General features: G+C 63.7%; 20 protein-coding genes and 3 tRNA genes. 8 read left to right on the forward strand and 15 right to left on the reverse strand.

The annotated features are described in order from the left end of the window. The first annotated feature begins 37 nt into the window (after positions 1-37). Positions 38-973 carry an L-lactate dehydrogenase gene (locus tag V3C85_RS03380; RefSeq protein ID WP_331793673.1) on the forward strand — a complete coding sequence of 312 codons (936 nt, stop codon included), beginning with the start codon at positions 38-40 and terminating at the stop codon, positions 971-973. Positions 974-1065: 92 nt separating this feature from the next. Here V3C85_RS03380 and murD read toward each other — a convergent pair whose 3' ends face one another. The 10 genes from murD to V3C85_RS03430 all read right to left on the reverse strand — a co-directional run bounded on the left by murD (position 1066) and on the right by V3C85_RS03430 (position 12838). Then, the gene (murD, locus tag V3C85_RS03385; protein WP_331793674.1) at positions 1066-2478 is read right to left on the reverse strand and encodes a UDP-N-acetylmuramoyl-L-alanine--D-glutamate ligase; all 1413 of its coding nucleotides are present in this window, start codon (positions 2476-2478) and stop codon (positions 1066-1068) included. A 67-nt stretch (positions 2479-2545) separates the two neighbouring features. Continuing rightward, the gene (locus V3C85_RS03390) at positions 2546-3193 is read right to left on the reverse strand and encodes a DUF2161 family putative PD-(D/E)XK-type phosphodiesterase (protein WP_331793675.1); all 648 of its coding nucleotides are present in this window, start codon (positions 3191-3193) and stop codon (positions 2546-2548) included. 219 nt (positions 3194-3412) lie between these two features. Then, complete coding sequence (gene mraY, locus V3C85_RS03395) at positions 3413-4495, reverse strand: phospho-N-acetylmuramoyl-pentapeptide-transferase (protein WP_331793676.1); 1083 nt, start codon at positions 4493-4495, stop codon at positions 3413-3415. After that, on the reverse strand, positions 4496-5935 hold the full coding sequence (locus V3C85_RS03400; protein WP_331793677.1) for a UDP-N-acetylmuramoyl-tripeptide--D-alanyl-D-alanine ligase: 1440 nt from the start codon (positions 5933-5935) through the stop codon (positions 4496-4498). Position 5936: 1 nt separating this feature from the next. Continuing rightward, entirely contained in the window at positions 5937-7418 is a 1482-nt protein-coding gene (locus tag V3C85_RS03405; protein WP_331793678.1) for a UDP-N-acetylmuramoyl-L-alanyl-D-glutamate--2,6-diaminopimelate ligase, read from the reverse strand. 10 nt (positions 7419-7428) lie between these two features. After that, positions 7429-9222, reverse strand: coding sequence for a peptidoglycan D,D-transpeptidase FtsI family protein (locus V3C85_RS03410; RefSeq protein ID WP_331793679.1), 1794 nt, complete (start codon positions 9220-9222; stop codon positions 7429-7431). Then, positions 9219-9581: a cell division protein FtsL gene (gene ftsL, locus V3C85_RS03415; RefSeq protein WP_331793680.1), complete on the reverse strand. Its 363-nt coding sequence runs from the start codon at positions 9579-9581 to the stop codon at positions 9219-9221. Before ftsL ends, V3C85_RS03410 begins: the two co-directional genes overlap by 4 nt. Next, positions 9581-10582, reverse strand: a complete 1002-nt coding sequence (gene rsmH / locus V3C85_RS03420; RefSeq protein WP_331793876.1) for a 16S rRNA (cytosine(1402)-N(4))-methyltransferase RsmH — start codon at positions 10580-10582, stop codon at positions 9581-9583. The genes ftsL and rsmH overlap by 1 nt, the downstream gene beginning before the upstream one ends. 8 nt (positions 10583-10590) lie before the next feature. Next, entirely contained in the window at positions 10591-11106 is a 516-nt protein-coding gene (locus V3C85_RS03425; RefSeq protein WP_331793681.1) for a division/cell wall cluster transcriptional repressor MraZ, read from the reverse strand. A gap of 646 nt (positions 11107-11752) precedes the next feature. Next, on the reverse strand, positions 11753-12838 hold the full coding sequence (locus tag V3C85_RS03430) for an Mrp/NBP35 family ATP-binding protein (protein ID WP_331793682.1): 1086 nt from the start codon (positions 12836-12838) through the stop codon (positions 11753-11755). Between the two features lie 256 nt (positions 12839-13094). On the opposite strand from V3C85_RS03430, the gene V3C85_RS03435 reads away from it, so the two are divergent. Next, positions 13095-13310 (forward strand): DUF1127 domain-containing protein, encoded by a 216-nt coding sequence (locus tag V3C85_RS03435; RefSeq protein ID WP_331793683.1) that lies wholly within the window; start codon positions 13095-13097, stop codon positions 13308-13310. Between the two features lie 612 nt (positions 13311-13922). Next, the gene (locus V3C85_RS03440) at positions 13923-15068 is read left to right on the forward strand and encodes a benzoate/H(+) symporter BenE family transporter (protein WP_331793684.1); all 1146 of its coding nucleotides are present in this window, start codon (positions 13923-13925) and stop codon (positions 15066-15068) included. A gap of 74 nt (positions 15069-15142) precedes the next feature. On the opposite strand, the gene V3C85_RS03445 is transcribed toward V3C85_RS03440, so the two are convergent. Next, positions 15143-17509 carry an ATP-dependent helicase gene (locus V3C85_RS03445; protein WP_331793685.1) on the reverse strand — a complete coding sequence of 789 codons (2367 nt, stop codon included), beginning with the start codon at positions 17507-17509 and terminating at the stop codon, positions 15143-15145. 10 nt (positions 17510-17519) lie between these two features. Next, positions 17520-17693, reverse strand: a complete 174-nt coding sequence (locus V3C85_RS03450; RefSeq protein WP_331793686.1) for a hypothetical protein — start codon at positions 17691-17693, stop codon at positions 17520-17522. 54 nt (positions 17694-17747) lie between these two features. Between V3C85_RS03450 and V3C85_RS03455 the strand changes: the two genes are divergently transcribed. From V3C85_RS03455 to V3C85_RS03465, 3 genes are all read left to right on the forward strand, one after another. Continuing rightward, positions 17748-21188 (forward strand): pyruvate carboxylase, encoded by a 3441-nt coding sequence (locus tag V3C85_RS03455; protein WP_331793687.1) that lies wholly within the window; start codon positions 17748-17750, stop codon positions 21186-21188. 214 nt (positions 21189-21402) lie between these two features. Then, positions 21403-21477: transfer RNA gene (locus V3C85_RS03460), tRNA-Gly, on the forward strand. A gap of 160 nt (positions 21478-21637) precedes the next feature. Further along, positions 21638-21712: transfer RNA gene (locus V3C85_RS03465), tRNA-Gly, on the forward strand. Between the two features lie 147 nt (positions 21713-21859). Here V3C85_RS03465 and V3C85_RS03470 read toward each other — a convergent pair. Then, positions 21860-21943, reverse strand: a tRNA-Tyr gene (locus V3C85_RS03470). Between the two features lie 142 nt (positions 21944-22085). On the opposite strand from V3C85_RS03470, the gene rlmB reads away from it, so the two are divergent. Together rlmB and V3C85_RS03480 are read left to right on the forward strand one after the other, a co-directional pair. After that, entirely contained in the window at positions 22086-22877 is a 792-nt protein-coding gene (gene rlmB, locus V3C85_RS03475) for a 23S rRNA (guanosine(2251)-2'-O)-methyltransferase RlmB (protein WP_331793688.1), read from the forward strand. Between the two features lie 158 nt (positions 22878-23035). Continuing rightward, positions 23036-23452, forward strand: a complete 417-nt coding sequence (locus tag V3C85_RS03480; protein ID WP_331793689.1) for a CoA-binding protein — start codon at positions 23036-23038, stop codon at positions 23450-23452. On the opposite strand, the gene V3C85_RS03485 is transcribed toward V3C85_RS03480, so the two are convergent. Beyond that, on the reverse strand, positions 23449-23760 hold the full coding sequence (locus V3C85_RS03485) for a phosphoribosyl-ATP diphosphatase (RefSeq protein ID WP_331793690.1): 312 nt from the start codon (positions 23758-23760) through the stop codon (positions 23449-23451). The two genes, V3C85_RS03480 and V3C85_RS03485, sit on opposite strands and share 4 nt — an antisense overlap. Next, positions 23757-24518 (reverse strand): imidazole glycerol phosphate synthase subunit HisF, encoded by a 762-nt coding sequence (hisF, locus tag V3C85_RS03490; RefSeq protein ID WP_331793691.1) that lies wholly within the window; start codon positions 24516-24518, stop codon positions 23757-23759. The genes V3C85_RS03485 and hisF overlap by 4 nt, the downstream gene beginning before the upstream one ends. Between the last annotated feature and the right edge of the window lie 5 nt (positions 24519-24523).

A 24523-nucleotide genomic window follows, 5' to 3' on the forward strand; every position in this document is an offset into this window, starting at 1 on the left:
CGCGATCGGCAGGTTGCCGCAAACAACGGGGATCTCCATGGCCAGAATAGCGATCATCGGTGCAGGCCAGGTCGGGGCCGCCGCCGCCTATGCCATGGTGCTGCAAGGCGCGGCGTCCGACATCGTGCTGATCGACCGCAACGCCGCCCTCGCGCAGGCGCAGGCCGAAGACATCGCCCATGCCGTGCCCTTCGCGGCCTCTTGCGTCCTGCGCTCGGGCCCGATGGCGGCGATGGCGGGGGCCGATATCGTGGTGCTGGCGGCGGGCGTGGCACAAAGCCCGGGCGAAACCCGCATCGCGCTGCTGTCGCGCAATGCCGAGGTCTTCGCCACCATCCTGGAGGCGGTCAGGATCCATGCCCCGGACGCCATCCTTCTCATCGCCAGCAATCCGGTGGATGTGATGACAGATATCGCCACCCGGCTCTCGGGCCTGCCACCCGGCCGGGTGATCGGCTCGGGCACTATCCTCGATACTGCCCGCTTTCGCAGCCTTCTGGGCCGGCACCTTGGCATCTCGCCCGGTTCCGTCCATGCCTATGTGCTGGGCGAGCATGGCGACAGCGAGGTTCTGGCCTGGTCGAACGCCCGCGCAGGCTCGGTCGGCATCCGCGATTTCGCGGCGCAAGTGGGCGCCGCCATCACCGATGACGTGGTGGCCCAGATCGACAACGGGGTGCGCCGCGCGGCCTACCGCATCATCGACGGCAAGGGCGCCACATGGTTCGGCATCGGCGCGGGCCTGTCGCGCATCGCCCGAGCCATCTTGCGCGATGAACAGGCCGTGCTTTCGGTCTCGATCCGAACCGCCGATGTGGTGGGCATCCCCGGCGCCACCCTCTCCTTGCCCCGAGTGATCGGGCGCGAAGGCGTGATGGCCGATCTGATGCCCGATCTTGACACAACCGAACAAGCCGCCCTGCGCCATTCCGCCCAACTGCTGGCCGATCTGGCTGCGGCCGTCACACTCTAGCCCCGCCCTTCATCTTGGCGAAAATACTCCGGGGGTCAGCGGGTTTCGCAGAAACCCGCGACAGGGGGCAGCGCCCCCTGCCTGTCTGCCGCTCACCCCGCCTGCGGCCCCAGAACCGCCGCGACACGGGCCGTGAAATCCTCGCCCCGCTTTTCGAAATTGGGGTATTGATCAAAACTCGCCGCCGCCGGGGCCAGCAAGACAACCTCGCCCGCCTCGGCCTCCTCGGCGGCGCGGGTCACCGCACGCGCCATCGTCTCGCAGATCTCATGATCCGTCTCGCCCAGTTGCAGCGCGAAATCGCGCGCGGAATGGCCGATCAGATAGGCCTTCACCACAGACCCAAGCAAGGGTTGCAGCGCCGCTATGCCGCCCTCTTTGCCCATCCCGCCCGCAATCCAGCGGATGCGGGGAAAGGCCTGCAAGGCTTTGGCGGCGCTGTCCACATTGGTGGCCTTGGAATCGTTGATGAACCGCACCCCGCCCCGTTCGCCAACCAACTGGCTGCGATGCGGCAGACCGGCAAAGCTGTGCATCGCCCCCTCGATCAGCTTGGGCGCAATCCCCAGGCTGCGGCAGGCGGCATAGGCGGCGCAGGCATTCTGGTGATTATGCGCGCCGGGCAGGCCCGCCACCGCGCGCAAATCGATGCTGGCCACCTGCCGCCCCTTGCGCCATTCCGACAAGAACCCCTTGCGCGCAAAGACCGACCAGCCGAACCCCTCCAGCTTTTGCCCCGATGAGATGCGGATCACCCGGTCATCCTGCGGGCCCTGCCCCAGTTGATTGGCCAGAAACCGCCCCTCCAGCTCATCCACCCCCACCACGGCGCGGTCCGGCCCGCCCTCGGCGAAAAGCCGGCGCTTGGCCGCGAAATAGCCGCCCATCCCGTTGTGACGGTCCAGATGATCGGGGGACAGATTGGTGAACACCGCCACGTCGGGCGTCAGGGCACGGGCCAAGTCGGTCTGATAGCTTGACAGTTCCAGCACCACCACCTCGCCATCGCGGGCGGGATCGATCGACAAAACGCCCTTGCCGATATTGCCCGCCATCTGGGTGGGCCGCCCCGCGACCTGAAGAATATGATGGATCAGCGCCGTGGTCGTCGATTTGCCGTTCGACCCGGTGACGCAGATCACGCGGGGGGCCGTTTCCATCTCGTCCCATTCCGACGTGGCATAGCTTTGAAAGAACAGCCCGATGTCATTATCGACCGGAATGCCCAGATCCAGCGCGCGGGCGATGATCTTGTTCGGGCTGGGGTAAAGATGCGGAATGCCGGGCGACACGATCAGCGCGGCCACCCCGTCAAAGGCGGTCTGGCGGTTCAGATCGGTGATCGCAAAGCCTTCGGCCTCGGCCTTGGCCCGGGCCTCGGGGCTGTCGTCCCACAACAGCGGTTCTGCCCCCCCCGCCTGCAGGGCCCGCGCCGTGGCCAGACCTGACCGGCCAAGGCCCAACACCGCCACCTTCATCCCCTGATAGCCCCTGACCGGGATCATCTGCCGCCCCTTTGTTTGCAAACTGGCCTCTAGGGATAGGCCAGTGCCGCGCAAAGCGGAAGGGGGGTCAGGCGGCGGGGGCGGCGGTGAGTGCCTGTTGCCCGGCAGGCGACAGGGCATAAAGGCCGCGGGCGGGGTGATCGAACCAGCCGTAATGATCGGCCCGCAAGATCGCGGCCGCCCGTGCAACCCCCGTAGCCGCAGCGCAAGCGGCGGGGCTGGTGGGGCCTTGGGTGGCCAGATGGGCCGCCAGCCGCAGCGCATCCTGGCGGTAGGCGGTCATCCGTTTCACCCCGGTGGTGCCGCCCGTGTTGGGGTCCCCCACCCGGCGCTGAAACTCGCGCAGCATGCGGCCGGCGCGGGCGCTGTTGGGGCGCGGCTGATAGGGGGCGGGGTCCAGATGCGCCTCGACGGCCCCCGCCTTGACGGTCAGCAGGCCCAGCCCAAGGCGGCGCAGCAGGGCCGTCAGGTCGCGGTAACGATGCGTCCATTTCGGGGGCTGGGGCACGGCCAGATAGACATCCTGAAACAGGCTTTGACGGGCCACGCCTTGCAAGATCAGGGTCAGGTTCAGGGCGGTCTTCAGCTCGACGATCAGGGGTGGCTCGTCGCCGCGGATCGCCATCACATCCGCGGCCCCGATCTCGGCCTTTACCTCATAGCCCTGCTGTTCCAGAAAGGCTTTGACGGGGGGGTAAAGGTCGGCTTCTTTCATGTCAGTCCTAACCAAAGCGCTGTCTCTGCCAAAGACAGTTTGCCGCCCGAGCAAAATCAAGGGCTTGTCGGCGTAAGTTTACCCATTCTCAAGCAAGTCGTAAGCGGTTCAGATGGTCGCGTCTCTGCGCCGCCAGACGGGTGGCAGATGGCTCTGACAGCGGAAAGCCGGCCATGCCCGGCACGCCCGCAAGGCCAGAGCAGATGCTGGCGGCAGGGCCTAGCGCACCTTAAGGGTGGCAAGGCCGATCAGCGCAAGGATCAGCGAGATGATCCAGAACCGGATCACGATCTGCGGCTCGGCCCAGCCCTTTTTCTCGAAATGATGGTGAATCGGCGCCATCAGGAACACGCGCTTTCCGGTCCGCTTGAAATAGGCGACCTGAATGATCACGCTCATCGCCTCGACCACAAACAGCCCGCCCACAATGGCCAGCACGATTTCATGCTTGGTGCAAACCGCAATCGCCCCCAGGGCGCCCCCCAGGGCCAGGCTGCCCGTATCGCCCATGAAGACGGCGGCGGGCGGCGCGTTATACCACAAAAAGCCCAGGCCCCCGCCCACAAGGGCCGCGGAAAAGATCAGGATCTCACCCGTGCCCGGCACGAAATGCACGCCAAGATATTGGGTATAGTTGAAGTTGCCGACCACATAGGCAATCACGCCAAAGGTCGAGGCCGCGATCATCACCGGCATGATTGCCAGCCCGTCAAGCCCGTCGGTCAGGTTGACCGCATTGGCCGACCCCACGATCACGATCATCCCGAACGGAATGAAGAACCACCACAGGTTCAACAGCGCATCCTTGAAGAACGGAAAGGCCAGTTGATGGGTCAGTTCGGCGGGATGAAAGCTCGATGCCGCAAAACTGGCAAGTGCGGCAATGATCAGACCAAGGCCAAAGCGCGCCTTGCCCGACACGCCCTTGGTGTTCTGCTTGGTCACCTTGGCATAGTCATCGGCAAAGCCGATCAGACCAAAGGCCATCGTCACCAACAGCACGATCCAGATATAGGGGTTGTCCAGCCGCGCCCAAAGCAGGGTTGACACCAGCAGCGCCGACAGGATCAACAGCCCCCCCATCGTCGGGGTGCCGGCCTTGGCGAAATGGGTTTGCGGGCCATCGTCGCGGATCGGCTGGCCCTTGCCCTGCTTGCGCCGCAAGATGTCGATCAGCGGGCGCCCGAACATAAAGCCAAAGATCAGCGCGGTCAGAAAAGCCCCGCCTGCGCGAAAGGTGATATAGCGGAACAGGTTGAACACGTCCCCGCCAGAGGAAAACTCGGTCAGCAGATACAACATTTACTCTGTCCCTTCTTTTGGGGCTGGGCCTTGGCCCATTTTTTTCAGCGCGTCAACGACCAGACTGAGTTTTGAGCCTTTGGAGCCTTTGACCAGAACTATATCGCCTGCATCCACCAAACGTCGGATCTGGGGCAGCAGGTCTTTTGCTTCGGCCACCCACAGGCCACGCTGGCTGCGCGGCAGGGCCTCATGCAGCGCCTGCATGCGCGGGCCCACGCAGTGAATGGTGGCAAGGCCATCAAGGCCGGGGTGCCCGGCGATGGCGGCATGCAGGCTGGCCTCGGTTGGCCCCAGTTCCAGCATATCGCCCAGAATGGCGATGCGGCGGCCCTGCCCCACCCGGCCCACCCCATCGGTGGGCTGGGCCGCGATCAACACATCCAGGCTAGCGGCCATGCTGGCCGGGTTGGCGTTGAACGCATCGTCGATCAGATGAAAGCTGGTTTCGTCAACCACATCCAGCACAATGCGTTCGCGCGCGCCGCGCCCGTCCGGGGGCAGCCAATTGCCAATGTCACAGGCGGCAATCGTCAGATCAGCCCCCAAAGCCTGCGCCACGGCCAAGGCGCCCAGCCCGTTCAGCGCAAAATGGCGGCCCGGTGTGCGCACCTTGAACAGCGTCGGCTGACCATCGCACAGGGCCTGCACCACCGTCGCCTGATCCGACAGCCGCGCCTCTGTCAGGCGGTAGTCAGCGGTTTCGGCGGTGCCAAACAGCACGATGCGCGCGCCCATGGCGCGGGCCTTGGCCGTCAGGATCGGGGTGGTGGCAATATCGGCATTCAAGACCGCCGTGCCGCCCGGTTCCAGCCCCTCCATGATGGCGGCCTTTTCATGGGCAATGCCTTCGACACTGTCAAACGCCTCCAGGTGGGCGGGGGCCACTGTGGTAATCATCACCGCATGGGGCCGCGCCATGCGCGACAGCGGCGCGATTTCGCCGGGGTGGTTCATGCCGATCTCGATCACCGCATAATCGGCATCGGCGGGCATGCGGGCCAGGGTCAACGGCACGCCCCAATGGTTGTTATAGCTGGACTCGGCGGCATGCACGCCGCCCTGCCCGCCCAGAATGGCGCGCAGCATTTCCTTGGTCGAGGTTTTGCCAACCGACCCGGTCACCCCCACCACACGCGCCCGCGTGCGGGCACGGGCCGCGATGCCCAGGCGTTCCAGCCCCTGCAACACATCGTCAACGATCAACAGCGGGGCATCGGCGGGCACCCCCTCGGGAATGCGGCTGACCAGCGCGGCGGCGGCCCCGGCCTGCAAGGCCTGCGCCACGAAATCATGGCCGTCGCGGGCCGCCGTCAGGGCGACGAACAGATCGCCCTTTTGCAGGCTGCGGGTGTCGATCGACACACCCTCGGCCTGCCAGTCGGCAGTGCTGCGCCCGCCGGTGGCGGCAACGGCTTCGGCTGCGGTCCAAAGCGCCATGTCAGATCACCCCATCCAAAGCGGCCACGGCAAGGCTGGCCTGTTCCACATCGTCAAACGGATAGGTCTGCCCGGCGATGGTCTGGCCGGTTTCATGGCCCTTGCCCGCAATCAGCAGCGCATCGCCCGGCTCCAGCGCATCGGCCGCGCGCAAGATCGCCTCGGCGCGGTCGCCCACCTCGATTGCATTGGGGGCTGCGGCCATGATCGCGGCCCGGATGCTGGCCGGATCTTCGCTGCGCGGGTTGTCATCGGTGACAAAAACCACATCGGCATTCTGCGCCGCCGCCGCCCCCATCAGGGGCCGCTTGGTGCGGTCACGGTCGCCGCCAGCCCCCAGCACCACAATCAGCCGCCCCATCACATGCGGACGCAGCGCCCGCAGCGCGGTTTCAACGGCATCGGGCGTATGGGCGTAATCGACAAAGACCGCCGCCCCGTTGCGCCGGGTGGCGGCCAGTTGCATCCGGCCCCGCACCCCCGTCAGGCGCGGCAGCACGGCAAAGACATCGCCCGCAGGTGCCCCCGCCGCGATGCACAGGCCCGCCGCGACGGCGACATTTTCAGACTGAAAGCCGCCAATCAGGTTCAACCGCGCCATATGCGTCTGGCCGTTCCACGAAAACCGCAGATCCTGCCCGGTGGCATCATAGCGATGGCCGACCAGCCGCAGATCGGCCCCATCGCCATTGCCCACGGTCAGCACCCGCTGCCCGCGCCCCAAGGCGATCTCGGCCATGTCACCGCCACGCGCGCCGTTCAGATTGATCACCGCCACCCCATCTTGCGGCAACAGCCGGGTGAACAGCTGGGCCTTGGCGTCGAAATAGGCCTGCATCGTGCCGTGATAATCCAGATGATCCTGCGTCAGGTTCGTGAACCCCGCCGCCACCAGCTGCACGCCATCCAGCCGGCGCTGGTCAAGCCCGTGGCTCGACGCCTCCATCGCGGCATGGGTCACCCCCGCAGCGGCAGCTTGCGCCAGCACGGCTTGCAGGGTGATGGCATCAGGGGTGGTATGGGCCGAGGGCGCCGTCCACGCGCCCTCTACCCCGGTGGTGCCGATGTTGATGGCGGCATGGCCCAGGGCTTCCCAGATCTGGCGGGTAAAGGTCGCGACCGAGGTTTTGCCATTGGTGCCGGTGACGGCCACCATGGTTTCGGGCTGCGCCCCATACCACAGCGCCGCCGCGCGGGCCAAAGCCTCGGCCGGGTCTTCGACCACCAGAACCGCCACCGCACGGCCCGCCACCGCATCCGCGGCCAGTTTCGCGCCCGCAGCATCGGTCAAGATCGCCGCAGCCCCCGCCGCCACCACCTGCGTCGCAAAGGTTGCGCCATGCACCCGCGTGCCGGGCAGGGCCGCAAACAGAAAGCCGGGCTGCACCGCCCGGCTGTCGATGGTCAGGCCCGTCACCAGAACCCCCTGCCCCGCCTTGGCCGAAAGCCCAAGTTCTGCCAATCTTGCCTGACGCTGCACCATGTCCGCCCCCCTAGTTGTGGACGGCTGATACCGCAGTCAGCGGGGCCTGTTCAACCACCGGCCTGATGTTCAGCAGGGGCGCAATGCGGCGGGTGATTTCAGCCGCCACCGGAACAGCCGTCCAGCCCGCGGTGCGGCGCGGTTCGGTGCCCGTGGTATCCACCGGCTCGTCCAGTGTCACCAACACCACATACTGCGGGTCTGATGCCGGGAAAACCGAGGCAAAGGTGTTGATCACCTTGTCCTTGTAATAGCCGCCCGTGCGCTTGGGCTTGTCGGCCGTGCCGGTCTTGCCCCCCACCTCATAGCCTTCAACCTCGGCCAAAGACGCGGTGCCGCGCACAACCACCTGCCGCAGCATCTCGACCGAGGCACGGGCCACCTCTTCGCGCATCACACGGATGCCGGGCTTGCGGTTCACCTGCTTGACCAGTGTGGGCGTCACCAACTCGCCCCCATTGGCAATGGTCGCATAGGCCGAGGCCAGATGCAGCGGGCTGGCCGACATGCCATGGCCGTAAGAGGTGGTGATGGTCACGATATCGGCCCATTTCTTGGGCAACAGCGGCCGGGCCGACCGCGCCTCGATCAACTCGACCGGGGTCGGCTCGAAAAAGCCCAGCGCCTTCAAAAAGGCCTGCTGGCGCAAGCCACCGATCTGCAAGGCGATATGGGCCGTGCCGACGTTGGACGATTTCACGATCACATCGGTCACACTCAGCAGCGGACCATAGTTCTTGCCCTGAAATTCCTTGATCCGATGCTTGCCCCAGACCATCGGGGCATTGGCATCAACCATCGTCTCTGGCCCCATCAGGCCCAGTTCCATCGCCTGCGCAGCGGCAAAGATCTTGAAGGTCGAGCCCAGTTCATACACCCCCTGCACCGCGCGGTTGAACAGCGGGCTGTCGCCGGGTTCGGCATCCTTGGGCAGAACCGGGTTCGGGCGATCATTGGGGTCGAAATCGGGCAGCGAGGCAAGCGCAAGGATCTCGCCCGAATGCACATCCATGATGATGGCGGCAGCCCCTTTGGCGTTCATCATCGTCATGCCGGCATCCAGCACTTCCTCGACCGTGGCCTGAATCGTCAGATCAATCGACAATTCCAGCGGATCCCCCGCCTGTGCCGGGTCGCGCAGACGGTCATCCAGCGCCTTTTCAATGCCAGCGGTGCCGATCACCTCGGCCGAATGCACGCCTTCGGCGCCAAAAGACGACCCGCCCAGAATATGCGCGGCCAAGGCGCCATTGGGGTAAAGCCGCATCTCACGCGGGCCGAACAACAGGCCCGGATCGCCAATGTCATGCACCGCCTGCATCTGCTCGGGGCTTAGCGTGCGGCGCAACCACATAAAGCGGCGGCCATCGGTAAAGCGGCGCTGCAAATCGGCGGCATCCATGTCGGGAAAGACCTTGACCAATTCGGCGGCCACGCGGTCGGGGTCGATCATGTCACGCGGATGCGCATACAGCGCATGGGTCAGCATATTGGTGGCCAGCACACGCCCGTTGCGGTCGGTGATATCGGCCCGTTGCGCAATGATCTCGGCCCCCGGCGCGCTGGCCCGCGGTTCCGCCGCCTCGGTCGCCGACAACAGCCCCATCCGCGCGCCAATCACGGTAAACAGGCAGAAAAACGCCAGCCCCAGCACCAGCAACCGCACTTCGGCCCGGTTGCGGGCCTTGTCGCGCATATGCTCATGGCGCAGGCGCAGGTTTTCGCGTTCGATCGTATCGGGGTTTTCCCCCTTGGCGCGGGCCTGAAGAATACGGGCAAGCGGGCGAAGCGGCGTGCGGGTCATGGCTGGCTGCTTTCGATATCTTGTTCGCCGCTGACGGAAACCGGGTTTTCCAGATCGGCGGGATAGGTGTCGATGGGCGGGTAGGAAACGGTGGCAATATCGCCAAACTGGCCCGGCTCCAGCGGCAACAGGCCCAGCCGGTCAAAGTTCAGCGCCGCCAGATCGCGCAGGCGGTCGGGCCGGTTCAGATAGGCCCATTCCGCCCGTTGCAGCGCCAAAGCCTCGCGCAGATCGGCGATTTCACTTTGCAACCCCGTCAATTCGCGCAAGGCGTCGCGGGTTTCGTAATGTTCGCGATAGGCCCAAAAGCCAAGAGACAGCAAAGCGATGAACGACAGGATGTAAATCGCGGGGCGCATCAGCGGCGTCCTTTCTTGCGGGGCGGTTCGGGCAGGCCCAGATCAGCGGGCGCAATCTCTTTGGCCGGGGCCGTGGTGCGCCGACCGATCCGCAGCTTGGCCGACCGGGCGCGCGGGTTTTCGGCCATCTCATCCTCATCCGCGGCCACGGCGCGCTTTGTCACCAGCTCAAACCGGGCCTGAATGTCGGCCGTGGCCGGGGCATAGCGATTGGCATTGGCCTCTTGCCCCGCCGCGATCTGGAAAAAGCGTTTGACGATGCGGTCTTCCAGGCTGTGAAAGCTGACCACCGCCAGCAAGCCACCGGGTTTCAGCGCGCGTTCAGCAGCGGCAAGCCCCTGGGCCAGTTGCGCAAATTCGGTGTTCACCGCAATACGGATGGCCTGAAAGCTGCGCGTCGCGGGATGGCTTTGGCCCGGCTTGGGGCGCGGCAGGCAGCGCGACACCACCTCGGCCAGTTGCAGCGTGCGGGTAAAGGGCGCGCGCGCGCGGGCCTCGACAATGGCGCGGGCAATCCGCCGCGAGGCACGCTCTTCGCCATAATGATACAGAATGTCGGCCAGATGGCCTTCCTCGGCGGTATTGACCAGATCGGCGGCACTGTCGCCTGACTGGCTCATCCGCATATCCAGCGGGCCGTCTTTCTGAAAGGAAAAGCCGCGCTCGGCCAGATCCAGCTGCATCGACGACACGCCCAGATCCAGCACCACCCCGTCCAGCGGGCCATCGTTATAGGTATCCAGCTCGGAAAAAGTGCCCTGCACCAGCCGCAGCCGGTCGCCATAGTCACTGATCCACCCTTGCGCCATCTCTATGGCCAGCGGATCGCGGTCCACGCCGATCACCCGCTCTGCCCCCGCCGCCAACAGCCCCCGCGCATAGCCACCGGCCCCAAAGGTGCCATCCAGCCAGATGCCTGAGAGGGGCGCGCACAGATCAAGGATCGGGCGCAACAGCACCGGAATGTGGGGCGCGCGACCGGGGGTATGATCGCTTGGCATCGTCATGCTCAGGCCCCCGGGGCGGCCTGGCCCAACAGCGCCAGCGGATCAATGTCATCATCCTCATCCTCGTCGCCGCCAAGGAATTCGTCTTCGTAAACGTCCTTGCGCCACAGGGTAAAGCGGTTGGTCGCACCGGCCAATGCGGCCTCGATGCCGTCTTTCAGCATATCGGGCGTCAGCCCCAGCTTGTCGCGCACCTTGGGCGGCAACACGATACGGCCATCGTCGTCGATTTCGGTGGTGGCGGACAGGGTGATCAGGTCACGCTCGGCCCGCAAACGCGCTTTTGATCCGGGCGGCAGGGCGGCCACCTGGGCGGCCAGCTTTTCCGCCTCGGCAAAGCTGTAGCATTCGCAAAACGCACGGTGCTTGCCCCCATAGACAATGACCATGCGGGTGCGGGGGCTTTCGGGCGTATGGCTGTCGCCTGCGTCGAGGACACGCCGAAAGGGCGCCGGGATCAGAACCCGCGCCTTTCCGTCTACCTTTTGGTAGTATTCGCCTCTGAACGCCTCAGACATTACACCAGAGCTTGCGCCCGCTCCTTTCTGCCTCTTGCCCCCGAAACGGGGGGCTGAAAATGCGTACGGCGGACCGAGCTGCTGCCACTGCTCGATCCGCCGCCTGTCCCATCGCTGGGCGTCCAGCTACGCGCGCCACCTGGGGGAGATGTCTGCTCGCTCGCGCGCCGGATCTCTTCAATGTCGAAAGCGGGTTGCCTGTATGAAGCCTGACTGTTTCGCCTGTTCGGGGTTCTTTTGCTGCCCCTGCCTTATCACTGCCCGTCTCGATGCATTATGGATGCCACGGGATTACCTGGGACGCAACGGGAAATTTTGAGCAGAACCGGGAAGATGTGGTTTCAGACCGCGGCCCAAGACAGCATATTGTGTCTCAATCGGGGCAAATAGGGCAATAACTAGGCCGTGATCACCCGTGTTCCGCTAGATTTAGTATCGGCAGATTTTTCCCACCTTTTCCCGCCAATCCTGAATTTTTTGCCAAAGCCCTTGGGGCAACCGCCTCAGGACGCCTGAATTTATCCCCCATATGCGAAAAGCCGGGCGTGATCACCCGGCTTTCCCAGAAATTCCCAGTTCGGTGATTCGGCGTGATCGGCCCGTTCCCAGCCCGTCCCGCCCCATCCCGAACCGCTTTTGCGCGGCCTCAGGCCATGCCGCCCGCGATCAGCCGATGGGCCAGACGCGCATAGGCCTCGGCCTCGGGCGCATCGGTGGCGGCAATCGGGGTGCCGGCATCGCCCGCCTGCCGCACCGACAGCGCCAGGGGCAATTCCCCAAGGAAGGGCAGATCCATCGCCTCGGCCTCGGCCCGCACACCGCCATGGCCAAAGATCTGGGTTTCCTTGCCGCAATGCGGGCAGCAAAAGGTAGACATGTTCTCGATCAGGCCCAGAACCGGGGTCTTCATCTTCTGGAACATGTCCAGCGCCTTGCGCGCATCCAAAAGCGCCACATCCTGCGGCGTTGAAACGATGATCGCCCCGGTCAGTTGCGTGCGCTGGCACAGCGTCAGTTGAATATCGCCCGTGCCGGGGGGCAGATCGATGATCAGCACATCCAGCTTGCCCCAGGCCACCTGGGTCAGCAGTTGCTGCAAGGCCCCCATGATCATCGGGCCACGCCAGATCACCGCTTCATTATCCTTCAGCATCAGGCCCAGCGACATCATGGTGACGCCATGGGCCACCAGCGGCTCGATGATCTTGCCATCCGGGCTGGCCGGGCGCTTTGATACCCCCATCATGCGCGGCTGCGACGGGCCATATATATCGGCATCCAGCAACCCCACCCGCCGCCCCTGCCGGGCCAGCGCCACAGCAAGGTTTGACGAAACGGTGGATTTGCCCACCCCGCCCTTGCCCGAACCAACCGCAATGATCCGGTCAACCCCGACCAGCTTTTGCGGCCCGCCCTGTTGTGGGGTCGGGTGCTGGCCGATCTTCAGGCTGGGCGCCTGCCCCGCTGGCGCGGCCTTGGGCGCGGGGCCATGGGCCGTCATCACCACCTGCACCGAACTGACCCCCGGCAGGGCGCGGATCGCGGCTTCGGCCTGCTGCTGCACCGGGGCAAGCAAACGCGCCTCCTCGGGCGTGGCGGATTCGATGACAAACCGCACCTTTCCCCCCTCGATCATCAGCGCGCGAATCAGATCGCGCGACACCAGATCGCCCCCGCCGGGCAGAACAACCCCGGAAAGCGCCGCCATCACCTCGTCTTTCGAAACCGCCATCGGTTCCCCCTTTGCCAAAGATTTCCCCCAAGGTTGTAGCCTTTGGGCAGAACCTCAAGTGACTGTTGACCAAATGCTCAAAAATTCGGCGAAGCTGCTGTATTTCATGACATTTTCGTGACTTTCAGCCATGCAATTGCTGCATGGCAGCATTGCGCACCCTGGCTATTGTGCAGATGCAGCAATTGCCCCATGTTACCACTAACATCGAGGCAGAACACAGCCCGCACAGCAGTAAAGACGAGGTTTCTGTATCATGGCTTATGTGAATTCATCCCGCGCCGCTTCTCTGGGTCTGGCTGACCGGATCGCTGCACTGTTCAAGGGCATGACCGAAGCCATGGAGCGTCGCCGCGTCTACAACCGCACTCTGCGTGAGTTGCGGGCCCTGTCAACCCGCGAACTGGCCGATCTGGGCATCCACCGCTCGATGATCACCCGCGTGGCGATGGAAGCCGCCTACGGCAAGTAAGTTTCTTTGCAAGGCCCCGCTCCTCCTCCCTAGGGGCCTTATGCAAAAAGCGTCGGCATCGTCCTCCTCCCTGATGCCGACGCCCTTTAAAACGGAGCAATCAGCTCCATATAGCTCGAAGGGCCCCTCCTCCTCCCTGGGCCTGACGAACCGGCGGCTTCCCCCTCCTCCTCCCTGGGGAAGCCGCCACCCCATTCGGGCCTGAACGGCCCAACGTCTTCGAGCGGCTCCTCCTCCTCCCTGAGCCGATCGGACAAGCGGCGGCCCTCCTCCTCCTCCCTGAGGGTCGCCGCATCCGCCTTTCGGGCCTGACGGGCCCAAACAGTTTCGGAACCGCCCCTCCTCCTCCCTGGGTGGAACCGAAGACAGAACCGATGGCCCTCCTCCTCCCTGGCCTTCGGTTCGCGACATGACGGGCCGGCCCTCCTCCTCCCTGGCCGGACCTGCAAAGAAACGGCGGCACCCCTCCTCCTCCCTGGGTGCCGCCGTTTTCATATCTGCCCCTTGCAGCCCCAACATCGCCCCGGTTAAGTCACGCCATCCCCGCTCGGCTGGCTCCGGTCAGATGCTTGTCTGCACAAGGGGGTGTACAAAGGCTGTACCGGGGGTGACATGCGTCTTTCGATGATTTCTGCGGCTTTGGTCGCTGCCCTTGTGGGCTATGGCTCGACCATCGCGCTTGTCCTTGCGGCCGCCGCCGCCGTGCAGGCCAGCCCCGAACAAACCGCAAGCTGGGTGCTAGCCATCTGTTTTGCAAAGGCTTTTGGATCGGCGCTGTTGTCTTACACCAATAAGGTGCCGGTGGTGCTGGCCTGGTCCACCCCCGGTGCGGCCCTGATTGCGGCCACCGAAGGCGTGACAATGCCCCAAGCCGTCGCCGCCTTCCTCCTCGCCAGCCTCCTCATCACCCTAACCGCCACCCTCCGCCCCCTCTCCCGCGCGGTGGCGGCTATCCCTGACGGCATCGCCGCAGCCATGCTGGCCGGTGTTCTTTTTCCGTTTTGTATCAAGGGGATGGAGGCATCAAAGCTGGCGCCGACACTGGTGCTGCCGATGGTAGGTCTGTTCTTGCTGGTGCGGCTGCGCAACCCGGCGGTCGCGGTTTTGGCGGCCCTTTCGCTGGGGCTGGTGCTGGCCTTCACCATCGGCGGCGCCACCCTGCCAGCCCTGTCGCTGGCCGCCCCCGCCCCCGTGCTGATCCTGCCGGAATGGAGCACGGGGGTGCTGATCGGGCTGGGCCTGCCCCTGTATCTGGTGACGATGGCCAGCCAGAATCTTCCGGGTTTTGCCACCATGCGCGCCCATGGCTTTGCCCCGCCAGTGACTCAGGCACTTGCAGTTTCTGGTGGAATTTCAACGATTTCTGCCTTTTTCGGGGCGCATACGGTGAACATGGCGGCCATCACTGCCGCAATCTGCATGGGCGATGATGTGCACCCCGATCGCAGCCAGCGTTGGAAAGTGGGCCTTGCCTATGCCGGGGTCTGGGTGCTGTTGGGCCTGTTCAGCCCTGCCATTCTGACCCTGCTGTCAGCCCTGCCGCCCGAGGTGATGGGGGCCTTGGTGGCCTTGGCCTTGCTGGGCCCCTTGATGGGGGCCCTGACCGGGGCCTTCGTGCCCGCTGAGACGCGCTTTGCCGCCACGATGACAGTTGCCGTCACAGCCTCGGGCATCGCTGCCTTTGGCATTGGTGCTGCCTTTTGGGGCCTTGCTGCGGGGCTTGCGGTCTGGATGCTGGAGCGCGTTGCAAAGCGCTGATCCCTTTGCTTTCAAGGACATAGGCAGAAGCCCTGCACGTGCTGCGGCCCGTGTTTTTCAAACCACGGGCGCAGTCAGAACGGGATGTCACCCACCTCATCGGCGGGGGTGACAAAGCGGGCGACGATGTTCTTGATGCCTGAATGCTCAAAATCAACGGCCAGTTTGTCGCCCTCGATGCCCACAACCGCGCCATAACCGAACTTCTGGTGGAACACCCGCTCTCCGATCTCAAAGGACGACACAGCCTGCGAATCGATGACCAGCCCCTTGGCCTCACGCGGTTGGGCGGTGGGGCGGTTGGATTGGCGGTCTTGCAAGCGCCGCCAGCCGGGAGAGTTATAGACATCGGCCTTGCTGACCCGCTCTTCCATCGCCGAGCCAAACCCCACCGAAGCCGCCGCGCCAAAGCCGCCGCCATAAAGGCCCGGCGGCGTCATCACCTCGACATGGGCGCCGGGCAATTCATCAATGAACCGGCTGGGCAACTGACTTTGCCACTGGCCATAGACCCGGCGGTTTGACGCGAACGAAATCGTGCACAGCACTTCGGCCCGCGTGATGCCCACATAGGCAAGGCGGCGTTCCTCCTCGACCCCTTTCAGACCGCTTTCATCCATGCTGCGTTGGCTGGGGAAAAGGCCATCCTCCCAGCCGGGCAGGAACACCACGGGGAATTCCAGCCCCTTGGCGGCATGCAGCGTCATGATGCTGACCTTTTCGACCGCCTCTTCGCTGTCATTGTCCATGATCAGGCTGACGTGTTCGAGAAACCCTTGCAGATTGTCGAATTGTTCCAGCGCCTTGACCAGTTCCTTCAGGTTGTCCAGCCGGCCTGGGGCCTCGGGCGTCTTGTCGTTTTGCCACATCTCGGTATAGCCGGATTCCTCCAGCACCTGTTCGGCAAGTTCGATATGGTTATAGTCTGGCGGCAGCGTGGACAGGTGCCAGCGATCAATGTTTTCAACAAATTGGCGCAACTGACCGGCGCCCTTGCCCCCGATCACACCGCGCGACACGGCCTCACGCGCGCCCTCCAGCAGGGGCACCCCCGCTGCGCGGGCCAGCCGTTGTATTTCGCCCTGCGCCTTGTCACCCAGCCCGCGCTTGGGCAGGTTGACCACGCGCTCAAAGGCCAGATCATCCTCGGGCGAGACCACAAGCCGGAAATAGGCCATGGCATCACGGATTTCCTGGCGTTCATAGAATCGCGGGCCGCCAATCACGCGGTAGGGCAGACCGATCGTCAGGAACCGGTCTTCAAAAGCGCGCATCTGGTGGCTGGCGCGCACCAGAATGGCCTGCTGGTTCAGCGCCACCGGGTCCAACCCGCGGGTGCCCCTTTGCAGCGCCTCGATCTCTTCGCCGATCCAGCGGGCCTCTTCCTCGCCATCCCAATGGCCGATCAGCCGGACCTTTTCGCCCTGATCACCCGCCGTCCACAGCGTTTTGCCCAAGCGGCCCTTGTTGGCCGCAATCACCCCGCTGGCTGCGGCCAGGATATGCGCGGTGGACCGATAGTTCTGTTCCAGCCGCACGACATGGGCGCCGGGGAAGTCTTTTTCGAACTTCAGGATGTTGCCCACTTCGGCCCCACGCCAGCCATAGATCGACTGATCGTCGTCGCCCACGCAACAGATGTTCTTGTGGGCCTGCGCCAGCAGTCGCAGCCACATATACTGGGCGATGTTGGTATCTTGATACTCATCCACTAGAATATACCGGAACCAGCGCTGATACTGTGCCAGCACATCCGGATGCGCCTGAAAGATCGTCACGCAATGCAGCAGCAGATCGCCGAAATCTGTGGCGTTCAGCGTGCGCAGGCGGGCCTGATACTGATCGTAAAGCTCGGTCCCCATGTTGTTGAACCCACCCGCTTCGCCCGACGGCACGCGATCAGGCGTTAGGGCGCGGTTTTTCCAGCCGTCGATCATGCCGGCCAGCATGCGGGCGGGCCAGCGTTTTTCGTCGATATGCGCGGCTTGGATCAGCTGTTTCAGCAGGCGGATCTGATCGTCAGTATCCAGAATGGTGAAATTCGGCTTCAGCCCCACAAGTTCGGCATGGCGGCGCAAGATCTTGACCGACAGCGAGTGGAAGGTGCCCATCCACGGCATGCCCTCGGCCACCTGCCCCAACAATCGGCCGACACGCATCTTCATTTCACGCGCGGCCTTGTTGGTGAAGGTCACGGCCAAAACTTCGTTCGGGCGGGCGCGACCGGTGTTCAGCAGATGCACGATGCGGCTGGTCAGCGCCTTGGTCTTGCCGGTGCCCGCCCCCGCCAGCATCAGAACCGGGCCATCCAACGCCTCAACCGCGGCGCGCTGTGCGGGATTCAGGTCATCCAGATAGGGCGCGGGCCGCGCAGCCATCGCACGTTGCGACAGCGGCACAGCCGCAGCTTCGAAGGCGTCATGTTCATCCCAGTCATTCATAGCCAGCAGATTAGCGCAGGCTGTGACGAAGTAAAAGCGGTGTTCGCAGATTGTTCCGCATCTTGCCAGCCAAACGGGCGGATTCTTGTGGCAACCGGCTTACGCAGATGGTTTGCAGTTGCAAATCTGTGCTGAATATTTCGCAAAAGTTTGCAGCGCCCAGACCATAGGCCTTGCGCTGCATCGCAGCACCCCTAGAGTGCGCTGACCTATTGCCATCCTCACGAAGGAGTGACTGATGCCCGAATTCCGCAAGATTCTTGTTGCCAACCGTGGTGAAATCGCGATCCGTGTCATGCGCGCCGCCAACGAGATGGGCAAGAAGACCGTCGCCGTCTATGCGGAGGAAGACAAGCTTAGCCTGCACCGCTTCAAGGCAGACGAAGCTTATCGCATCGGCGAAGGCCTGTCGCCGGTGGGGGCATATCTGTCGATCCCCGAGATCATTCGGGTGGCCAAGATGTCGGGCGCAGATGCCATTCATCCGGGCTATGGCCTGTTGTCGGAAAACCCCGATTTCGTCGAGGCCTGCGAACAGGCGGGCATTACCTTTATCGGCCCCAAGGCCATCACGATGCGGGCGCTTGGCGACAAGGCCAGTGCGCGGCGCGTGGCGATCGAGGCCGGGGTGCCAGTCATTCCGGCGACCGAGGTTTTGGGCGACGACATGGCCGTGGTCAAGACCGAGGCGGCAAAGATCGGCTATCCACTGATGCTCAAGGCCTCGTGGGGCGGCGGCGGGCGCGGGATGCGCCCGATCCTGTCTGAGGCCGAAGTTGAAACCAAGGTGCGCGAAGGCCGCCGCGAGGCAGAGGCCGCCTTTGGCAATGGCGAGGGCTATCTGGAAAAGATGATCCAGCGGGCGCGTCACGTCGAGGTGCAAATCCTGGGCGACAAGCATGGCCAGATCTATCACCTGTGGGAGCGTGACTGCACCGTGCAGCGCCGCAACCAAAAGGTGGTCGAGCGTGCGCCCGCCCCCTATCTGACCGAGGCGCAGCGGGCCGAGGTCTGCGAGATGGGGCGCAAGATCTGTGCCCATGTGAATTACGAATGCGCCGGCACCGTCGAATTCCTGATGGATATGGATGAGGAGAAATTCTACTTCATCGAGGTCAATCCCCGCGTTCAGGTCGAACATACCGTCACCGAGGAGGTGACGGGCATCGACATCGTTCAGGCACAAATCCTGATTGCCGAGGGCAAGACGCTGGCCGAGGCCACGGGTGTGGCCGATCAATCCGGTGTCAAACTGAACGGCCATGCCCTGCAATGCCGGGTGACGACAGAAGACCCGCTGAACAACTTTATCCCCGATTACGGCCGTCTGACCGCCTATCGCAGTGCCACGGGCAATGGCATTCGCCTTGATGGCGGCACAGCCTATGCCGGTGGGGTCATCACGCGCTATTATGACAGCTTGCTGGTCAAGGTCACGGCCCATGCCCAGACCCCGGAAAAGGCAATTGCGCGGATGGACCGGGCCTTGCGGGAATTTCGGATCAGGGGGGTTGCCACGAATATCGAATTCGTCATCAACCTGCTGAAACACCCGACGTTCCTGGACGACAGCTATACGACGAAATTCATCGACACGACGCCCGATCTGTTCAACTTCCGCAAGCGGCGCGACCGGGCGACCAAGATCCTGACCTATATCGCCGACATCACGGTGAACGGGCACCCGGAAACCGCGGGTCGCCCCCTGCCCCCGGCCGAAGCAAAGCCCCCGCGTGCGCCGAAACTGCGGGCCGAGCCGTCGATGGGCACCCGCAATCTGCTGGAACAAAAGGGCCCGCAGGCGGTGGCCGACTGGATGAAGGCGCAGACCAAGGTTCTGCTGACCGATACCACGATGCGCGACGGCCACCAGTCGCTGCTGGCCACCCGCATGCGCTCGATCGACATGATCAAGGTGGCGCCTGCCTATGCCGCCAACCTGCCGCAACTGTTCAGCGTCGAATGCTGGGGGGGCGCGACCTTTGACGTGGCATACCGCTTTTTGCAGGAATGCCCGTGGCAGCGCCTGCGCGATCTGCGGGCCGCCATGCCCAATCTGATGACCCAGATGCTGCTGCGCGCCAGCAATGGTGTGGGCTATACCAACTATCCCGACAATGTGGTGCAATCCTTTGTCAAACAGGCCGCGATCACCGGTGTGGATGTGTTCCGCGTGTTTGACAGCCTGAACTGGGTTGAAAACATGCGCGTCGCCATGGACGCGGTGCTTGAGGCGAACAAGGTCTGCGAGGGCACGATCTGCTATACCGGCGATATGCTGGACCCGGCCCGCAGCAAATATGACCTGAAGTATTATGTGGACTGCGCCAAGGAATTGCAGGCGGCCGGTGCGCATGTGCTGGGCCTGAAGGATATGGCGGGGCTGCTTAAGCCCGCATCGGCCCGCATGCTGGTGCGGGCGCTGAAACAGGAAGTGGGCCTGCCCATTCATTTCCACACCCATGACACCAGCGGTGCGGCCGCGGCCACCATTCTGGCGGCCTGTGATGCGGGCGTCGATGCGGTGGATGCGGCGATGGATGCGTTCTCGGGCGGCACCTCTCAGCCCTGCCTTGGGTCGATCGTCGAGGCCCTGCGCCACACCGAGCGCGACACCGGGCTGGATATCGGCGCGATCCGCGAAATCTCGAACTATTGGGAAGGCGTCCGCAAGCAATATGCGGCCTTTGAAAGCGGCCTGCCCGCCCCGGCCAGCGAGGTATATCTGCATGAAATGCCTGGCGGTCAGTTCACCAACCTGAAGGCGCAAGCGCGGTCGCTGGGGATGGAGGAACGCTGGCACGAGGTGGCGCAAGCCTATGCCGATGCCAACCAGATGTTCGGCGACATCGTCAAGGTCACGCCGTCGTCCAAGGTGGTTGGCGACATGGCGCTGATGATGGTGGCCCAAGGGCTGACACGCGCGCAGGTCGAAGATCCGGCTGTGGACGTGGCTTTCCCCGACTCGGTCGTGGACATGATGAAGGGCAACCTGGGCCAACCGCATGGTGGCTGGCCCGAGGGCATTCTGAAAAAGGTGCTCAAGGGCGAGAAGCCGCTGACCGACCGCCCCGGCAAATCCTTGCCCCCCGTGGATCTGGAAGAGGTGCGCGCCAAGCTGACGGCCGAGTTGAACGGCTTTGCCGTCGATGACGAGGATCTGAACGGCTATCTGATGTATCCCAAGGTTTTCCTTGATTACATGGGCCGCCATCGCAGCTATGGCCCGGTGCGCGCCCTGCCGACCAAGGCGTTCTTCTATGGCATGGAGCCGGGCGAAGAACTGACCGCCGAAATCGCCGCGGGCAAGACGCTGGAAATCCGCCTGCAAGCGGTGGGTGAGACGACCGAAGAAGGCGACGTCAAGGTGTTCTTTGAATTGAACGGCCAGCCGCGCGTCATCCGCGTGCCAAACCGGGCGATCAAGGCCAAAACCGCCGCCAAACCCAAGGCGCAAGAAGGCAATGCCGCCCATATCGGCGCGCCAATGCCGGGGTCTGTGGCCTCGGTCTCGGTGACAGTGGGGCAAAAGGTCAAGCCGGGCGACATGCTGCTGACGATTGAGGCGATGAAGATGGAAACCGGGTTGCATGCCGACCGTGAGGCGACGGTCAAGGCGCTGTATGTGCAGCCGGGCAGCCAGATCGAGGCCAAGGATCTGCTGGTAGAGCTGGAATGATCTGACGCCAGGGATGTGATGGCAAAGGCCGGCCCGCAGGGGCCGGCCTTTTGCTTTTGGCGCGGTGCTGGGCCCGGTGTTGGGCCCGGTGTTGGGCCCGGTGCTGAGCTGGGGTTTCCAGCGGGCTGGGGTGTCAAAAAAATCCGCTGCGCCCTGTCATTTTCCTCTTGCAGCCCCCCCCACCTTCGCCTAAATCACCGCCTACCGAAACGGTGCGGGCGTAGCTCAGGGGTAGAGCATAACCTTGCCAAGGTTAGGGTCGGGCGTTCGAATCGCCTCGCCCGCTCCAATTCGGTCAGACAGGGCGCCTTCGGGCGCCCTTTGTCATTTCCGGGTGTCCCATTCTTTTGCCCCATTCCGATGGCACAGGAACGGCAAAAGCGGTGACGAAAATTTCCTTTCCCCCCTTGCGCTTGGCTGCCACCAAGAGTAGATCACCGACACGGAGTGCGGGCGTAGCTCAGGGGTAGAGCATAACCTTGCCAAGGTTAGGGTCGGGCGTTCGAATCGCCTCGCCCGCTCCAAATCAACCAAAAACAGGCGCCATTTGGCGCCTTTTTTGTTTTTCGGGCCTGCCGTTGCGCGTGCCCCAGACCTGTCGGGAACCAGTGCCAAAACGCAAAAAGCGGCCGCTTTCGCGGCCGCCTTCTGAACGTCGGTCACCAAGTGAATGGTGGGTGACCCTGGAATCGAACCAGGCGTGGGTCGCCCCGGCGGAGTTACAGTCCGCTGCCGCACCTTGCAGCCCGTCACCCGACGGGGTGCGGAATATGACAGGCGGCGGGGGGCGTCAAGGGCAGATTGTGCGCTGACAGAAAAAGCTTTCGATGCCATTGCCTCTTGCACCTTCCCCCCTGCCCGCCGCATTGTCTGGGCGAAAGACAAAGGGATTCAGGAATGAAAACGGGCACCAAAAAGCCGACCTGGGTGGTGGACAAAGAGCGCAACAAGCGCATGGAAGCCAAAGAGACCGTCTGGCTGTTCGGCCTGCATGCCGTGCGCGATGCACTGTTGAACCCAAAGCGTGAAAAGCTGCGGCTGGTGGTCACCAAGAATGCACTCGACAAGCTGCAAGAGGCCGTGATCGCCAGCGGGATGGAACCCGAACTGACCGAGCCACGCGATTTTGCCGTGCCGATTGATGACGGCAGCGTGCATCAGGGGGCGGCAATGGAAGTGCGGCCCCTGAACTGGGGCAGCCTTGCCGATGTCGCGATCTCGGGCGAAGGCGCGCCATTGGTGGTTCTGATGGACCGGGTGACCGATCCGCACAATGTGGGTGCCGTGCTGCGCAGTGCCGAAGTGTTTGGCGCGCGCGCCGTGATCGCCCCCCGCCACCACTCGGCCCCTGAAACGGGCGCACTGGCCAAAACCGCCAGCGGGGCGCTGGAACGCCAGCCCTATCTGCGCGTGACCAATCTGGCCGATGCGATGCAGGAATTGCGCGACATGGGCTTTTACCTGATCGGGCTGGATGGCGATGCGGAAACCCCGCTCGAGGCCGCAATCGCCGGTGCAGGCACGCGGCCCATCGGGCTGGTCATGGGGGCCGAAGGGCCGGGCCTGCGCGAAAAAACGCGCGACACCTGTGATCTGCTGGCCCGCATTCCCTTTACCGGGGCCTTTGGCAGCCTGAACGTGTCAAATGCAGCGGCGGTTTCGCTTTATGCTGCCAGCCGTCGCGGATGATCACGAAAACGCGACAGGTTCTTTAATATGGGGAAACTGTATCCATATCCTAAGACAGGAGGCGCAAGACCGGAACTCTTGCATCTCGTTCACTGTCCCTCGTTCCGCTACTGGGCGCCCGGGTTTACCCTTGGGCGCCTTTTTCTTTAGGAGGCCGCATGACGGAAGATGAACGTATCGCAGGCATTCTGACCGAGGTTCGGGTGATTGCCCTTGTCGGCTGGTCGCCCAAGCCTGACCGGCCCAGCCATGGCGTGGCGCGCTTTCTGGCGCAACGCGGCTATCGGGTGATTCCGGTGAACCCCGGTCAGGCTGGGCACATTGCCTTGGGCGAAGAGGTGAAAGCCAGCCTGTCGGACATCGTGGGGCATGTCGATATGATCGACATCTTTCGCCGGTCAGAAGAGGTGGGCCCCGTGGTGGATGAGGCTTTGGAACGATTTCCCGAGTTGAAATGCATCTGGATGCAGCTGGGGGTCGATGATCCAGACGCCGCCGCACGGGCACGCGCGCGCGGCGTTGAAGTCGTGGTCAACCGTTGCCCGGCGATCGAGATCCCGCGGCTGGGGCTTTAACCCCGCGCGGCTTTCTCGACCAGACCCGAGGTGCCCTCACGCCGCTCAAGCTCGGCCAGAACCTGATCCAGCGTCACATCGCGCGCCGCCAGCATCACCAACAGGTGGTAGATCACATCTGCCGCCTCAGCCGTCAGTTTGGCACGGTCACCCTTGACCGCCTCGATGATCGCCTCTACCGCCTCTTCTCCGAATTTCTCGGCGCATTTTTCGGGGCCTTTGGCCAACAGCTTGGCCGTCCAGCTGGACTCGGGGTCAGCCCCTTTGCGTGCGGCGATGGTTTGGGCCAGACGATCAAGCGCGGTCATGACAGCCTCATCGGAATGCCGGCAGCGACCATGTGTTCTTTGGCTTGCCGGATGGTGAAATCACCAAAATGAAAGATTGACGCGGCCAGCACCGCCGAAGCGCCGCCCAATGTCACGCCTTCGACCAGATGATCCAGCGTGCCAACACCGCCACTGGCGATGACCGGAATACTGACCGCATCGGAAATGGCGCGCGTCAGCGGCAGGTTAAAGCCCGCGCGGGTGCCATCACGATCCATGCTGGTCAGCAAGATTTCTCCGGCACCTTTGGCCGCCACGGTGCGGGCAAATTCCACGGCATCAATGCCCGTCGATTTACGCCCGCCATGGGTGAAAATCTCCCATTTGCCGGGGGCAACCGTCTTGGCATCAATCGCCACCACAATGCACTGGCTGCCAAAGCGGTCTGCGGCCTCGGCCACCACATCGGGGTTGGCAACAGCGGCGGAATTGAAGCTGACTTTATCCGCCCCCGCCAGCAGCAAGGCCCGCACATCCTGATGCGTGCGCACCCCGCCCCCCACTGTCAGCGGCATAAAGCATTGCTCGGCCGTGCGGGTGACCAGATCGAACATCGTGCCGCGGTTTTCATGGGTGGCATGGATGTCGAGAAAACACAGCTCATCCGCGCCCGCGGCGTCATAGGCCCGCGCGGCCTCGACCGGATCGCCGGCATCGCGCAGATCGACAAAATTCACGCCCTTGACCACTCGGCCATCGGCCACGTCAAGGCAGGGGATGATGCGGGTTTTCAACATGGCTT

The organism is Pseudotabrizicola sp. L79, from assembly GCF_036553525.1.
Taxonomy (GTDB): domain Bacteria; phylum Pseudomonadota; class Alphaproteobacteria; order Rhodobacterales; family Rhodobacteraceae; genus Pseudotabrizicola.

Coding starts and splice junctions, on each gene's coding strand:
- ftsL (WP_331793680.1), bottom strand. CDS start 9,581: ATGCGCCCCGCGATTTACATCCTGTCGTTCATCGCTTTGCTGTCTCTT.
- V3C85_RS03390 (WP_331793675.1), bottom strand. CDS start 3,193: ATGAAAGAAGCCGACCTTTACCCCCCCGTCAAAGCCTTTCTGGAACAG.
- V3C85_RS03455 (WP_331793687.1), top strand. CDS start 17,748: ATGCCCGAATTCCGCAAGATTCTTGTTGCCAACCGTGGTGAAATCGCG.
- rsmH (WP_331793876.1), bottom strand. CDS start 10,582: ATGCCAAGCGATCATACCCCCGGTCGCGCGCCCCACATTCCGGTGCTG.
- V3C85_RS03450 (WP_331793686.1), bottom strand. CDS start 17,693: ATGCAGCGCAAGGCCTATGGTCTGGGCGCTGCAAACTTTTGCGAAATA.
- V3C85_RS03380 (WP_331793673.1), top strand. CDS start 38: ATGGCCAGAATAGCGATCATCGGTGCAGGCCAGGTCGGGGCCGCCGCC.
- V3C85_RS03440 (WP_331793684.1), top strand. CDS start 13,923: ATGCGTCTTTCGATGATTTCTGCGGCTTTGGTCGCTGCCCTTGTGGGC.
- murD (WP_331793674.1), bottom strand. CDS start 2,478: ATGATCCCGGTCAGGGGCTATCAGGGGATGAAGGTGGCGGTGTTGGGC.
- V3C85_RS03445 (WP_331793685.1), bottom strand. CDS start 17,509: ATGAATGACTGGGATGAACATGACGCCTTCGAAGCTGCGGCTGTGCCG.
- mraY (WP_331793676.1), bottom strand. CDS start 4,495: ATGTTGTATCTGCTGACCGAGTTTTCCTCTGGCGGGGACGTGTTCAAC.
- V3C85_RS03435 (WP_331793683.1), top strand. CDS start 13,095: ATGGCTTATGTGAATTCATCCCGCGCCGCTTCTCTGGGTCTGGCTGAC.
- V3C85_RS03480 (WP_331793689.1), top strand. CDS start 23,036: ATGACGGAAGATGAACGTATCGCAGGCATTCTGACCGAGGTTCGGGTG.
- V3C85_RS03485 (WP_331793690.1), bottom strand. CDS start 23,760: ATGACCGCGCTTGATCGTCTGGCCCAAACCATCGCCGCACGCAAAGGG.
- V3C85_RS03405 (WP_331793678.1), bottom strand. CDS start 7,418: ATGGTGCAGCGTCAGGCAAGATTGGCAGAACTTGGGCTTTCGGCCAAG.
- V3C85_RS03425 (WP_331793681.1), bottom strand. CDS start 11,106: ATGTCTGAGGCGTTCAGAGGCGAATACTACCAAAAGGTAGACGGAAAG.
- rlmB (WP_331793688.1), top strand. CDS start 22,086: ATGAAAACGGGCACCAAAAAGCCGACCTGGGTGGTGGACAAAGAGCGC.
- hisF (WP_331793691.1), bottom strand. CDS start 24,518: ATGTTGAAAACCCGCATCATCCCCTGCCTTGACGTGGCCGATGGCCGA.
- V3C85_RS03400 (WP_331793677.1), bottom strand. CDS start 5,935: ATGGCGCTTTGGACCGCAGCCGAAGCCGTTGCCGCCACCGGCGGGCGC.
- V3C85_RS03430 (WP_331793682.1), bottom strand. CDS start 12,838: ATGGCGGTTTCGAAAGACGAGGTGATGGCGGCGCTTTCCGGGGTTGTT.
- V3C85_RS03410 (WP_331793679.1), bottom strand. CDS start 9,222: ATGACCCGCACGCCGCTTCGCCCGCTTGCCCGTATTCTTCAGGCCCGC.